Raw genomic sequence first — 12,409 nt, 5'->3', positions numbered from 1 at the left:
TCCCCGACACCGCCTGGATCAACCAGCCCGCCCAGGAGACCGATACGACAGCCGCATAACACACCCACCGGTCTCATTCAGCTTGAAAAATTCCGCACCGGGAAACGAGCACGCCGTTCGCGTCAACGTCTCGGTCGTCCGCCGACCGCAGATGACGTCCGCCCAGGAGCTATTGGCCCGGCGCCTGCTCTTGCCTGCCCTTCTGGTCGGATTCCTACCGACCACCGCGCAAGCGCAGCGTTTCAGCTCGATGATCAAGGCCGACCCAGCACCAGACCGGGTCACTGGCATGATCTCCGCTTGGCTTTACAACAACGGTCAATGAACCGGCCCAACGCTTCCGAACACTACGCTGAACCGCGCAATGGACTGGGCCACCGCCAAGCACACCAGCTCCGGATCGGTCAGCACCGGCGGCCGACCCGTCCAGGGGAACTGGGCAACTCGTCATGGATCTTCACGTACATGCGATCAGGAGGGCGTCCAGATCGTTTGTCACACAATGATATTCGATGATCCGGGCATCGCCGAGACGTCGGACTCATTCGTCTGGCCGGGCCATCACGCCGAACGGGTTGTCGATGATGTAGCGCCACAGGCCGTCGGCACCCCGCCGCGCGACGTCGGTGGCGGTGCCTTCGATATGAACGTGCTCGCCGTCGGGCCCGGTGCCGTCGATGACCCAGTCGACGATCAGCAGCGCGATGTCGTCGACGACGTAGGTATGGCGCGGTTGGAGGGTGATCGGCAGGCCAAGCGCCAGAAATTCCGCTGTTGCGGACGCCAGTTCGGCTCCGGTCGTGGGTGCGCCGGGTTGCGGCACGAACACGGCCCGCTCCTCATAGACCTCGGCGACCGCCGCTAGCGACCCAGAGTTGAATGCCGCCGCGAAAACCATCGGGTGTTGCCGGGCGTCGCCAGTGAGAGTGACAGTGGACGGATGGACAGTGTCGGTTTCGAAACTCATGCCACCAGCCAAGCGTGCGCGAACGTAGCTCACCAAACGGAAACCCACAGGTGGGATACCGAATTGGTGCCGACCGAATCCGGCCGGACCCAGCGCCCGGACACCGCCTGCCCGGTCGAGGTTGCGCTGTCGGCCGTCTCCGGCCGCTGGACAACCCTGGTGCTGCGGGAACTCATGCACGGCCCGAGCTCGTTCAGTGAGCTGGCCGAGCGCTTACCGGAGATCAGCCCGAAGGTACTCACCGACCGCCTGCACAGCCTGCGCGACGGCGGGCTGGTCGGGCAACAACGGCTGTCCGGATTCCCGGCGCGCACCCGGTACTTTCTTACGCCTGCCGGGGAAGCCTTGCGGCCCTTGCTGATCGAACTCTATCGGACGGGAGAGCGACTACTGCGTCTCCGATAAACAACAACGTTGGGCACCGCGCTACACGCGCTGCCCAGCGTTAGGACCTAGTCGTCTAGTGGTAGATGGCAGAGTAAAGCCAGGTCGGGACTGTCAGCGGTCGAACTCGCCACGGGTTGTCGCGGTGGTGAAGGCTGACCATTCGGCGACGGTGAACACCAGTGCGGGGCCGGATGGGTTCTTCGAATCGCATACGCTGACATGGTTATTCGGTAGAAAGGCGACTTCGACGCAGTTTTCGGCCGCGCCGCTGCGGCTGCTCTTGAACCACTTCGCGTCCGAGAGATTTGCCATTAGGTAGCCCTTTGAGGTCAGCGGTCGAACTCGCCACAGGTTGTCGCGGCTGTGAAGGCTGACCATTCAGCTGGGGTGAACACGAGCGCGGGGCCGGATGGGTTCTTCGAATCACGAACGCCGACACGGTTGTTGGGAAGGAACGCGACTTCGACGCAGTTCGAGCTGCCGCCGCTCCGGCTGCTCTTGAACCAGTCGGCACCGGCCAGATCGATGTTCACGCGTACTCCTTCGCCATCCGTCTGAGCAGAACCCGGCTGGCGTCCGCGTCCATCGCACTGCGCCGCAGGCTCTCGTACGCCTCATGGTACCGCCGGACGGTGGCCGGTTTCGCAAGATACAAATCCCCCGCGAAATTCTCAGTGAAGACCACCGGCGGCTCGAGCAACCGGCCTTGTCTGTCTGTGCCGAACTCCAGGATGACGAACGGGCCGACAGCGTCGCCGAGTGGAAATCCAGCGCTGAACGGGAGAATCCGAAGGTTGATATTGGGCCGAGTGCCTACATCGCAAAGGTACTTCAGTTGGGTCGCCATGACCTTCGGCCCGCCGACCATCCCACGCAGGACGGACTCCCGCAGGACCACTTCGAGCGCCGCGGGTTGATGCTTGCGGGTGATTCTCAGCTGCCGCCGCATCCGCAACTGCACTCGACGCACGTGCGCCTCGGCATCGTCGTCCGGATAAACGGATCGGATGAGCACACTGGCGTACGCCGGTGTCTGTAGCAATCCCGGCACCAGTTCGGACTCGTAGGTGGTCAACCGCTGCGCCGATGCCTCCAACCCCACGAAGAAGTCGAAGTTCCCTGACATCAGATCGCCGTACTCGCGCCACCAGCTCTCCTCATTACCTTGTGTCGCAAGCATTTTCATCGCCGCAGTGTGGTCGGGGTCGAAGCCATAGATCGTGCACAGCGCCGCAAGGTCCACCTCACGCAGCTGCGCTACGGTGCCCTTCTCGATGCGCTGCAACGTGCTACCACTACGTTCGATCAACGCCGCCGCCTGCGCCAGCGTGAATCCACACCCCTCCCTGCCGTCCCGCAGATACTTTCCCAGCTGTCGCCGTGCCAGCGTCGATCCGTCCTCCGACATGCCCCGCCTCCCATCAGATTTCACTGTTCGCAACAGCAGAGCACACCGCCATCTCATGCGGAGGCCACATCGCGAATGATCATGCAATCGGCGCATAACCCCAGGAAGAATTGCATCCAGAAGCGCTTTCTCGAACCAGATCAGCATCGGCGTATTCCTGTCCAGCGGGTCCACTCGACCCGCCACGAGCTCGGCACCGCACGCTGCTCGATGTGAGTGTCCGCGCCGAGTGCGGTAGGAGTGGTCTGAACTCGCAGGATCGGAACCAATCAGACTGTCTTTGCGTCCCAATGGAACCGATTCACCGTTTCACGCGTCCAGTACAGTGAGCGGACGCATAGCGAGGGGGATAAGCCGATGGAAGTGGGACAATCGGCCGCGAATGCGCTGTATCAGCAGGCCACTGGGGGAACATTTCGGATGGAGGCCGACGCCGCACGTCGGTGCGCCGAGGTTTACACCAGGTTTATCGAAACCACACTCGATCCAGAGATCATTCGATCGATGCGTTTGCAGCGGCTCGAAGGCTTCGGCGGGTTCGAGTCCGCTAAGCAACTCCAGGATGGATTCTCTGGCAAGGCTGTTCAGATGACGGAGGCTCTCAACGGGATGAAAGAGGCAGCACTGAAGATGGCGGCGGCTTACCTGCGAGCCGGTCAGTTGGTGGAGGAAGCCGACGCCATGTTTGCGCAGTCGATCGCCACCGTCACCTCGGAAACGGGGTCGTCGTGACGGGAATCCGAAATACCTTGCTGGCCCTGCTGGCGATAGTGGTTGCGCCGGTCGCGACGAGCTGTTCATCCGGAAGCGAAACCGCGCAGCACCCGGCCAGTTCAGGTCAAACTACGTCGTCCTCCACTCAATCGGCTAGGCCGACTCTGACCAACCCAAAGCTTCAGCCGCCGTCGCAGGACAACAAGTACACCGCCAGCACGGGCCGCCCAAAGGTCGTCTTCGACCCATGCACATGGATCAGCGACGACACAGCTCGACGAGCTGGCTTCGATCCCGCGTCTCGTGCACGTGGTGACGATCTCGTGGCCGAGTACAGCTTCCTCACGTGCGACTTCCGCTCCGATACGCGAAACCTTATGTTGAACTCAGGCAACGCGACTTGGGAGTCAGACCTTGCGAAGGTTGGCTCGTATAGCGAGCCGATCACCATAAATGGTCGCCAAGCCCTGTTGGTCCATGACCCGGCCGCATCCATGAAGCGGAGCTGCCAAGTCGATGTCCGAACCAAGGTGGGTTTTGTGCAGATAGCGGTCGATCTGACAAGCCGCGCCCCACAAAACCTCAACCCCTGCGACGGCATCACCGACATCGCCTCCACCATCGAGCCGGAGATCGGCAAGGACAACTGACGATGACCGGCCCGCTCAACATCAACGATGTCCCCTCGGCGCTCGGTGCATTCGATTCGAGCCGCAAGCCCGACACCACCCAGCAGAGCAAGCTTTCGCGCGGTCAACAGCAAGGCGTGGAGCAGTACGAGTCGAAACTCGCTGCTGGCGGCCAGGATTCGGCGTACATCACTCGGATGGAGCAGTTCGAGGGCATCACCCACGAGGAGATCTACGCCAATGCCCAGCAGATGAGTCCGGGCATCATGCACCAGCAGGCCGATACCTGGATCAGCATCGCCACCGCGCTGAGCGGAGGGCTGTTCGGCGCGAATCTCGCGATTCAGAAGGCATTGGCCTCGGGTATCGAGGGGGCCATGGCCGATGCGGCTCTCACTGCGGCGCAGACGTTCTATCGGCAGGCCAGTGATGTCGAGCAGGTGATCAATGCCTGCGGGCATCGGATCAAAGGCGTGGCGTCGGCCGCCGAAGTGGTGAAAATTTCGGTGCCGCCGCCATCCGGGGCGCAGGGGAACACGGGTTCGGCGACTTCGCTGGACCCCGCGCAGGTCATTATTTCCGCGGTCGGCGCGGGACTGGCCGGGGCCGGTGACAGTCAGGGGGTCGCCTATCAGCGCGGTATCGAGGCGCTGTATCGCACGGCGATCGACACCATGAACAACAACTACAAACCGTCCTACGGTCCCGCCGGGTCCGGAGTTCCGACATTCGTGCCGGTCAGGTCGCCGGGCGGGGGCAATGAGGGCGTTGCCGGGCCGGGCGGCGGTAACGGGGGCGGCAATGGCGGCACCACCGAATCGGGCACCGGGAACACCAGCGGTAGCAACGGCGAGTCGAACGGATCGGGGACATCGGGGTCCGATCAGGGCGCGGTGAACCCCACGGGCCTCGACTCGAATTCCACTACCGGACAACAGATGCAGTCCCCAACGACGGCCGCGAGCACCACCGCCACCTCGCCCGCCGCGACAACCAGCACCCAAACGTCCCCGGGACAGCCGGGCAGCCTCGGCACCTCTGGACCGGGCGTCACATCCGGACCCGGTAGTAGCGGCGCACCGAGTCCGGGACGCAGCATCACCAGCGTGCCGATCACCGGAAATGCCAGCGCGGCAACAGTTTCCACCGCCACGAACAGCGCGGCCAGCACCGGCCGCAATGGTATGTCGGGCATGTCGTCGCCCGGCGCGGCGCGCAAATCGGGGGAGGACGATTCGAGCCGCAAGATCCCCGACTACCTGATCGGCCAGTACGAAGAACTGGTCGGACCAGACGATCCCGCAGTTCCTCCAGCGATCGGATCCGACGCACCCTCGGCGCAACCGGCCCGACCAAGCACGCAGGACCGGCGCGGGTGAAGTTCGAGTTCACCCCTGATGAGTTCATGCACATCTGGCGCGAGACGCGGTCGGATCGCTACCCCTTTCCCCTGCGTCTGATCGCATCGGTGCGCTGGGAGGACGAATTCGACCGGCTCGCCAGTGAATTGGATCGCCGCATGCCGTTGCACGGCAATCCAGACCTCTCGGCCGCCTTGCGCGTCGCGGCCGAGCCGCGAACCGCATTGACGCTCACCGGAACTCGGCGCCGTCCGATCCGCGCGTTCGGCGCGATCGACGCCGACATCGGTGTCACCCTGGTGCAACGACCGGGCCCCACTCCCGATTTCGGCGGCAATGTCGTGCTCGAGGTCGGCACCGCCGCGATCGTGCCAGCCGTGTTCACGGCCGTGCTCGGCGACGTGCCGCCCGGACGCCAGCCAGCCGTAGCCGAGGATGTTCAGTTCCTGGTCGACAATCTCGAGTCCTGGACCGGCATCAACGAGACAGCGTCCGACCGCATCTACCGGCTGCTGCGCGCCCCGCGTTCCGGTTCCGGAACCGTGGAAACCCTTCGTGGCCTGCGTGATTCACATCCTGTCGCACCTGAATACCTGAGCTGGTTCGACATCGAAGGCGACGGTCGCTACCACTACCACCTCCAGCACAACGAATTCCGCATCGCCCCCTGCGGCCAGTCCACGATCCGCCGCGAACTCACCCGCATGGCACAACCCATCCCCTGACCAGCCATACCTCGGGATCGAAGCCGCCACCAAAGACGAAGTGATTCGCACTGCCGAACTACTCGGCTACACGGAAACCGACCTCACCGGCGAGAACACGATCAAGATCTACGCCCGCCATGGCATCGACCTCGACGGCATCCGCGAAACATGCTTCTGACCAAGCCTTCCAGCGCGTCGCCGCGGCCGTCCGAAAGGGTCTCGTCGACTCGAAGGACTAGCGGTTGCCGACATTGCGGTCACACCCAGCGCTCGGGACTGTCGGACTGGATCAGACACCCGCCGCGAGTCGTTCACCGATGCGTCGAGCCATCAGCGGCGGCACCGCATTCCCCACCTGCCGAGCCTTGGACGTGAGCGTGCCCGAGAACCGGAAGTCGCGGGGAAAGGTCTGCAGGCATGCCGCCTCACGGAGGCTGATCGCACGATGCTGTTCGGGATGCCCGAACCGGCCGTTCGAGTACGAAATGCACCGTGTCGTCAGGCCGGAAGCTGGACGGTCCCACCACATCCGGCCGTAGGTGTCGGTGTGGCCGCCGTGTTCGGTGTGGCAGGGCAGTACCAGGTCTTTGCTCCAATTGCGGCGGTCGCCGCCTTCAGGCGTGGCGCGGATGCGTGTTTTGTTGATCTCGGACAGGCGCATGGCCGCGTGGTCCGGGTCGACGGCGTGTACCTCTCCGTCGCCGATCGCGGGCAGCCCATCGTAGATGAATTGCCGCACCGTCGTGGCCGGCACGCCGTTCGCGACATGCGTGGCCTCGGGCAGCTCGGGCGACCCTATCCGCGATGCGACGATGACGAGACGCTTCCGCTCCTGCGGCACCCCGAATTCCAACGCGCGCAGGATGCTCACCTTCGACACGTACTCGTCCTCTGCGAGTGCGGCGAGGAAGTCTTCGAGTGGCCCGCCTTTTTTGGGGTTCTGCAGTCCAGGGACGTTCTCGATCACCACGAGTTCCGGTCGCAGCGCCCTGACGAACCGGCTGAATTCATAAAGAAGATTCCGCCGGGGGTCCTGGGCGGTCGTTGTCTTGTTCTGGCGCGAAAACGGCTGACAGGGGGCGCAACCGGCGAACAGCGTCGGCGAATCCGGCATCAATTCCCGGACCTGCTCGACCCGCACCTTCCGGATGTCGGCTTCAATGAATTCGGCACCGGGGAAGTTGTTCCGGAAGGTCTCGGCAGAATCCGGATCGAAGTCGATTCCGGCGACGATGTTCATCCCGGCGTCCTTGAATCCCTGACTCGTGCCGCCGCATCCGGAGAAGAAGTCGATGACCGACAGCTCCCTCGGATCCATTACAAACTCCTGATGAACTCATAGACGGTGTCACGGATGTCGGTAAGTATCGCACAGTCGCTCGGCACATGCCGCAGGGCTTGAAGCTGAAAAGTGTGGATCTGCTCGGCATTCGAGGCGCCGGTCTGTATCTCGGTGTAGTCACGCCAGGCGTTCTTGCCGTTGGCATCGGCCGAGGCAGTCACGTCGGCAGCCGGGTCCTGCCCGCGGTAGTCCCAGAGGAACACTTCTGGTGTCCAGCAGGGTAGGAACCGCACGAACCTGCGCCGCCACTCCAGGACCTGCTTGACTGACTCGAGCCGGTGCTGCGCACTTGCAGTATCGGTCCTGCTGTAGGGCAGGTTCGGTTTGCAGGGGAATGTCTTGGCCAGCTCCGATTCGAGCTCGCCCGGCGGTATCTGGCCAACGGGGCGCGGTGACTCGATGGCCTGGTCGCCATCGAGCAGCAGGAGGATGTCGGTTCGCTTCTCGTGCGCCCACATCGGCGCGTAGAAGCCCCACAGAGTGTCTGCGCCACCCGGGAGGTACTTGACCTGGACAGTGGTCTTGGAGGGGTGTTCGGCCAGTGCGTACTCGACCAGATCCTTGGCGAGCAGGTCCTCGACCACGATCGTCGGATGCTCGTACTCGGCGCCGATCACATCGAACGCGAACTGCGGCGGCGAGTCTTGCACCGGCAGGTCGACGCGCCCGTCGTCGGCGCGCACGGTAAGTACCTTGACCGCGGCCGCCGGGAGCTCGCGGATCATTTCCGGCGAGTGCGTGCTGAACACGATCTGGTGTTTGTGGTGCTTGGCAGAATCGGCCAAGAAATTACTCAGTGCCCGCTGCGCTCTGGGGTGTAGCGATACCTCTGGCTCGTCGAGCAGAATGAGTGACTGGGGTTTCGCTCGGCTCACCTGGTAGACGAGTAGAACGGCGGCAAACTCGCCGCTGCCTGCAAACGCTTCCGAATATAGAAGTTCCGGTGTTTCGAGAATTACCGTCCATCCGCTGACCTTCGTACCGAAGTACCGGTGGCGCAACAATCGGATACGAGCGTATTTTCGGCCGAGTATTCGTTCGACCCAGAACCGCTCGTCCTCGGTCAATTCGTGGATCGGCTGCACGATCCGTTCGTTCGAGGAATACCACGTGTCGCGCTCGAGTCCATCGGAGATCGCTTTGTACAGGCGCGCAGCTCGGCTTCTTATTCGCTTCTTGCGTGCCCGCACCAGATTGAGTTCTTCGTGCTGGGTCCCAATTTCGAAGGTCACCTCCGAGTGGTTCATCGCCCAATCGAATGCCGAGAGCTGGGAGCGGAAATCAAGATAGAGAACATCCTTTGATATGGTGGCCCACCGCGTTCTCGACGCATCTCCGGGTTTCTTCGGCAGATCGAGAGGGAATCGATCCATGCTGTCTGGTTCGCGGGTCAACGGGCGGCTCGGCTCGAAGAGGTCGGGGTCGGCAACGGGGCCGTCCTTCGAATCGCGGAGCCGACCGATGCGTGTCTTGATCACCTCCACGATCCCGCCGGTGGTCGGTGACAGCCGCCCATAGATGAACCGGTGCCGTTCGGTCTGCGGGATCACGTCCACCGCAGTGCCGAACCAGTAGTTACCGGGGTCGTTGCCGCGGGGGCAGCCTTGCAGCGCCCGGAGGATCGCAGACTTGTTCGCGCCGTTCGGGCCGATGAGCGCGGTGACGGGATGGCTGAAGTTGATGCGGAGGTTCGTCGACAGGTTCCTGAATAGAGGGAACCTGATGTGGCTGATTGCCGGCTCGAAGGCGCCCTTCTCCCACATTTTGCTCAACGTGTCGTGAACGGATGTGTCCATGTTTCCCCCCGGACTGGCGATCGTCGGTTGCCGCCGCGACGACGGTCGTGTCGATGAACCTACACCCGGGCACCGCTCCAGGAGCGAGTATGTGCCGAAAAGGCGTTCGGGTGAATGACTTTCCGGCCGTCCATAACAGGCGCCGGGGCCGTCGCGGGCGCCACGCACGGTCCTGCCGTCAAACGCGATCACCCCTGCCGTCGATCATGTTGGTTCGCAACCACATCCATGCGCCGATCATCTGGTTGATGGGAGGGCTTGAAATAGCGGCGAACGTGCTCGGGCTTGTGGTCGGGGTCGGCAACCTGCGCCTCAGTATCACGCCACGTCACAGCGCCTGGCTCTGACGGTCTGCTGATCACCGTTCGAGCACCGATGGTCGCTCCCCGCGTTTCGACTGCCAGAAAGTCGGATGCCCGAGGGCGTAGTCCTCGGGACGGGCCATCAAAGCCGGGACTGAGGTCGGGTTCCAGTCGCTCGAAATCAAATTCGGCATCCGGGATGGCTACGACAGATTGAGTATCGCGTCGCAGGGCATCTCCGGAGCGATCTCCGGTGCGGTCGCCGCCCCAGTGACCAAACTGCTGAACGACAATGGGGTCAACCTCACGAACAGCTCACTGGGTGAGACGGATTCCAACTATCTGGTCGGCAAGAAGGTCGGCACCACCGTCTCGGAACTTACGTGGGGTGAGCAGGATGGCATCACCGATCAGGTGAAAAAGGATGCGGGCGACTACGTCCGCAAGGAAATCGTCGAAGAACTGTCGGAAAAGCCGGACACTCAGACCACCGGCCAGCCACAGAGCAGCCTCGACTTGCCACCTCCCTGATCGGCTGACGTTATCGACCGGAGCGCCGCTGTGGACGAGGCACATCACCTGCGGCGCAAGGGGTGGCGGGACCTACCGCGGCCCCGAGGCTGCAGGCGGCGGAAAGTTTTTCGGTGGGTGGGGTTTCGGCGGAAAGGGAGATGGGGGCTGTGGCAACCGCGGTGATGATCGCGGTGGCAAGAGTCGATGTCGGCTCGGCCGCAGGTGGCGTGCGTGAGCCCTTGTGATGCAAGCCATTCCAGGAATAGTGTGGCTTCGGCGTGAAAGTATCGTCGGCCGGTGTCGGAATTCCGCTACCCGGGAGCAAGTGATCATCTGATGAGATTCGGAGCCCTGGCTGTTGTCGCCGGCTTGGTACCGGTGCTGCTCGCTGCCGGATGTGGGTTGGACCAGTCCGCCGGCAATCGGGAAGCAGAGGGAACCGAATGCCGTGCTTCGTTCGACGTGCAGTCGGGCGGATCACTGCCCAGTGGCGGTTTCACACTTCTAACTGCTGCGAGGCATGCGGCTTCGGGTGACGTTCCGGTCAAGATGGTGGAAATCACCCGAGCAGCCGGTTTCCACGACGAGTGGGACACCATGGTGGTCATCACGCCAGGCATGAAAGCAGAAAAATTGAACGAACTCGCGAATACCCCGGGAATGTGCTGGGAGAAATTACCAGGACCTTACGACGACGACCGGCCGAAGACAGCCTATTATCTGTTTCTTCGTGATGGCAGTCCCTTGCGGGCTGCAACCTGGTTGTTTCCCACAGATGACGAATTGGATTTCCGATGGACGGGCACGAAAGTCGTACACCCGGACACCCTGCTCGCCCCGCTCCAATCACCTGGAACCGATCCCAAACTCCGCGTGGCTCCTGCGAATTGAGCCGAATCCCCACGTGCATCACCGCTGAAGTCAGCGCGGAGAACGACGGTTGGTCGGTGTTTCTGCCGGGGCTGCCGATCGCCGCCGATGGAGCCTCCTTCGACGAGGCAGTAGACGAAATGCTCGTCGCGCTGCGCGAGTATGCCAACGATTGGCAGAACCGACTACGAGACGCGCCCAACCACCGCGAGAACTGGGGCTTGGCCCAGCTGATCGGTCTCAGCACCGATGAGCAACTTCGTGATTGGCTGCTCGGAGGCAGCCGGTGACAGTTCTGGACCGATGAGACTGAGACATGAGTCTCTGGTCGCGAGTACGAGAGGAGTCATGGTGGTGGGACGATCGGATGCTGAGCGGGAGGAGCACGCGGCCCTGCTTGCTGAACGTGCGCGGCTGCTCGCCGAACGGGATCGGCTGCGGGACGAATTGGCCGATCGCTTCGACGATTTCGGCGACTCTCCGGAGGAAATCGCTCGTCAGCTCGAACAACAAGCGGCCGACAACCCGGCTGAGCGGGCGCAGTATCTGACCGAAGCGGCCGGTCACTGGGGCATGGCCGACAATCTGGAGCGAGCGCTGCGGTTGTATCGAGCGGCGGTCGCCGACGGCGGGCCGGTTGTCGGCGATGCTCGTGTTTGGTACGCGACCTTCCTGCTCGATCACGGCACCGACCTCACCGACAACGCGGAACAGACGGGGCTGGCTCTGCTCGAAACCGTGCTCGCGGAGGGAACCGACGATTACGTCGCCTACTTGACCGCAGCCGAAATGTTCGAGGAGCGTGGCGAATTCGACGAGGCGCTGCGCTGGCTCGACGCCGGTCTGGCCCGGCAGGTCACGCTCGCCGATAACGCGGACTCCGAATCGGATCTCGACCTGCAAGAACTTGCGATGACCCGCAGTCGCATTCGTGACGCCCTGGGCTTGCCGGAGGATTCGATCGATCGCGCAGCGGAAGAGGGCAGACAGCAGTGGCTCGATCAGGTCATCGGCGGGCGTTCCGGGGCAGCGCACCCATCGGTGACATCGGTGTTGTATTGGCCGGAAAGCGAATTCGCCGTCGCCCTGAAGCGCTGGCCGACGCTGCGCGAGCAGTACGAGACCCACGAAGAGCACCAGAGGCTGGTGGAGCGCGCGCTGCGAGATCTACCGTCGGCGGCGCGCATCGCCGTGGCGACCGTCGCGGGCCTCATCGACTATGCCGAGTTCATTGGCGAGGACCCGGACCTGGCGCACACGCGGGCCGAATACGCCGCTGAACTCGCCGAGACCGGCAACGTCGTCGTCTGGCCACCCGGCCGCAATGAGCCTTGCTGGTGCGGTTCGGGTCGCAAATACAAGAAATGCTGCGGCCGGCCGCTCAACGACTGAGCCGGTTCGCAACTCTGCATC

The 12,409-nt window shown here is 63.0% G+C and carries 15 protein-coding genes and 1 pseudogene; 10 read left to right on the top strand and 6 right to left on the bottom strand.

Going from position 1 to position 12,409, the window contains the following annotated elements; genetic code table 11:
- Positions 1 to 325 (top strand): annotated as a pseudogene (locus AB0J29_RS33610) (hypothetical protein); the annotation flags it as partial.
- Between the two features lie 216 nt (positions 326 to 541).
- Here the strand turns inward: AB0J29_RS33610 and AB0J29_RS33605 are convergent.
- Positions 542 to 898 (bottom strand): DUF4440 domain-containing protein, encoded by a 357-nt coding sequence (locus AB0J29_RS33605; protein WP_364794699.1) that lies wholly within the window; start codon positions 896 to 898, stop codon positions 542 to 544.
- 42 nt (positions 899 to 940) lie between these two features.
- On the opposite strand from AB0J29_RS33605, the gene AB0J29_RS33600 reads away from it, so the two are divergent.
- Positions 941 to 1,372: a helix-turn-helix domain-containing protein gene (locus AB0J29_RS33600; RefSeq protein WP_364794698.1), complete on the top strand. Its 432-nt coding sequence runs from the start codon at positions 941 to 943 to the stop codon at positions 1,370 to 1,372.
- 93 nt (positions 1,373 to 1,465) lie between these two features.
- Here AB0J29_RS33600 and AB0J29_RS33595 read toward each other — a convergent pair whose 3' ends face one another.
- The 3 genes from AB0J29_RS33595 to AB0J29_RS33585 are packed head-to-tail and all read right to left on the bottom strand — an operon-like array spanning position 1,466 to position 2,762.
- The gene (locus AB0J29_RS33595; RefSeq protein WP_364794696.1) at positions 1,466 to 1,666 is read right to left on the bottom strand and encodes a DUF397 domain-containing protein; all 201 of its coding nucleotides are present in this window, start codon (positions 1,664 to 1,666) and stop codon (positions 1,466 to 1,468) included.
- A 17-nt stretch (positions 1,667 to 1,683) separates the two neighbouring features.
- Entirely contained in the window at positions 1,684 to 1,887 is a 204-nt protein-coding gene (locus AB0J29_RS33590) for a DUF397 domain-containing protein (protein ID WP_364794694.1), read from the bottom strand.
- Entirely contained in the window at positions 1,884 to 2,762 is an 879-nt protein-coding gene (locus tag AB0J29_RS33585) for a helix-turn-helix transcriptional regulator (protein WP_364794693.1), read from the bottom strand. The genes AB0J29_RS33590 and AB0J29_RS33585 overlap by 4 nt, the downstream gene beginning before the upstream one ends.
- 357 nt (positions 2,763 to 3,119) lie before the next feature.
- On the opposite strand from AB0J29_RS33585, the gene AB0J29_RS33580 reads away from it, so the two are divergent.
- Genes AB0J29_RS33580 through AB0J29_RS33565 form a run of 4 tightly spaced genes read left to right on the top strand, consistent with a single transcriptional unit; the run spans position 3,120 to position 6,191 of the window.
- The gene (locus AB0J29_RS33580; RefSeq protein ID WP_364794691.1) at positions 3,120 to 3,494 is read left to right on the top strand and encodes a hypothetical protein; all 375 of its coding nucleotides are present in this window, start codon (positions 3,120 to 3,122) and stop codon (positions 3,492 to 3,494) included.
- Positions 3,491 to 4,126 (top strand): DUF3558 domain-containing protein, encoded by a 636-nt coding sequence (locus AB0J29_RS33575; protein WP_364794689.1) that lies wholly within the window; start codon positions 3,491 to 3,493, stop codon positions 4,124 to 4,126. The genes AB0J29_RS33580 and AB0J29_RS33575 overlap by 4 nt, the downstream gene beginning before the upstream one ends.
- Before the next feature lie 2 nt (positions 4,127 to 4,128).
- The gene (locus AB0J29_RS33570; protein WP_364794687.1) at positions 4,129 to 5,484 is read left to right on the top strand and encodes a hypothetical protein; all 1,356 of its coding nucleotides are present in this window, start codon (positions 4,129 to 4,131) and stop codon (positions 5,482 to 5,484) included.
- Entirely contained in the window at positions 5,481 to 6,191 is a 711-nt protein-coding gene (locus AB0J29_RS33565; RefSeq protein ID WP_364794685.1) for an ESX secretion-associated protein EspG, read from the top strand. The genes AB0J29_RS33570 and AB0J29_RS33565 overlap by 4 nt, the downstream gene beginning before the upstream one ends.
- 271 nt (positions 6,192 to 6,462) lie before the next feature.
- Here the strand turns inward: AB0J29_RS33565 and AB0J29_RS33560 are convergent, their stop codons facing one another.
- Together AB0J29_RS33560 and AB0J29_RS33555 are read right to left on the bottom strand one after the other, a co-directional pair.
- The gene (locus tag AB0J29_RS33560; protein WP_364794684.1) at positions 6,463 to 7,491 is read right to left on the bottom strand and encodes a DNA cytosine methyltransferase; all 1,029 of its coding nucleotides are present in this window, start codon (positions 7,489 to 7,491) and stop codon (positions 6,463 to 6,465) included.
- Entirely contained in the window at positions 7,491 to 9,503 is a 2,013-nt protein-coding gene (locus AB0J29_RS33555) for an AAA family ATPase (protein WP_364794682.1), read from the bottom strand. Before AB0J29_RS33555 ends, AB0J29_RS33560 begins: the two co-directional genes overlap by 1 nt.
- 323 nt (positions 9,504 to 9,826) lie before the next feature.
- Here AB0J29_RS33555 and AB0J29_RS33550 point away from each other — a divergent pair, with 323 nt between their 5' ends.
- The 4 genes from AB0J29_RS33550 (at position 9,827) to AB0J29_RS33535 (ending at position 12,388) form a co-directional block, all read left to right on the top strand.
- Positions 9,827 to 10,144 carry a hypothetical protein gene (locus AB0J29_RS33550; protein ID WP_364794680.1) on the top strand — a complete coding sequence of 106 codons (318 nt, stop codon included), beginning with the start codon at positions 9,827 to 9,829 and terminating at the stop codon, positions 10,142 to 10,144.
- 279 nt (positions 10,145 to 10,423) lie between these two features.
- Positions 10,424 to 11,017: a hypothetical protein gene (locus AB0J29_RS33545; protein ID WP_364794678.1), complete on the top strand. Its 594-nt coding sequence runs from the start codon at positions 10,424 to 10,426 to the stop codon at positions 11,015 to 11,017.
- 56 nt (positions 11,018 to 11,073) lie between these two features.
- Positions 11,074 to 11,286, top strand: a complete 213-nt coding sequence (locus AB0J29_RS33540; protein ID WP_364794677.1) for a hypothetical protein — start codon at positions 11,074 to 11,076, stop codon at positions 11,284 to 11,286.
- Between the two features lie 64 nt (positions 11,287 to 11,350).
- Positions 11,351 to 12,388, top strand: a complete 1,038-nt coding sequence (locus tag AB0J29_RS33535) for an SEC-C domain-containing protein (protein ID WP_364794676.1) — start codon at positions 11,351 to 11,353, stop codon at positions 12,386 to 12,388.
- Positions 12,389 to 12,409 lie beyond the last annotated feature (21 nt).

This window comes from Nocardia sp. NPDC049707 (genome assembly GCF_040674855.1).
Taxonomy (GTDB): Bacteria; Actinomycetota; Actinomycetes; order Mycobacteriales; family Mycobacteriaceae; genus Nocardia.
The sequence above is the reverse complement of the archived record's forward strand: the minus strand, read 5'-3'. Positions and strand labels throughout refer to the sequence as shown.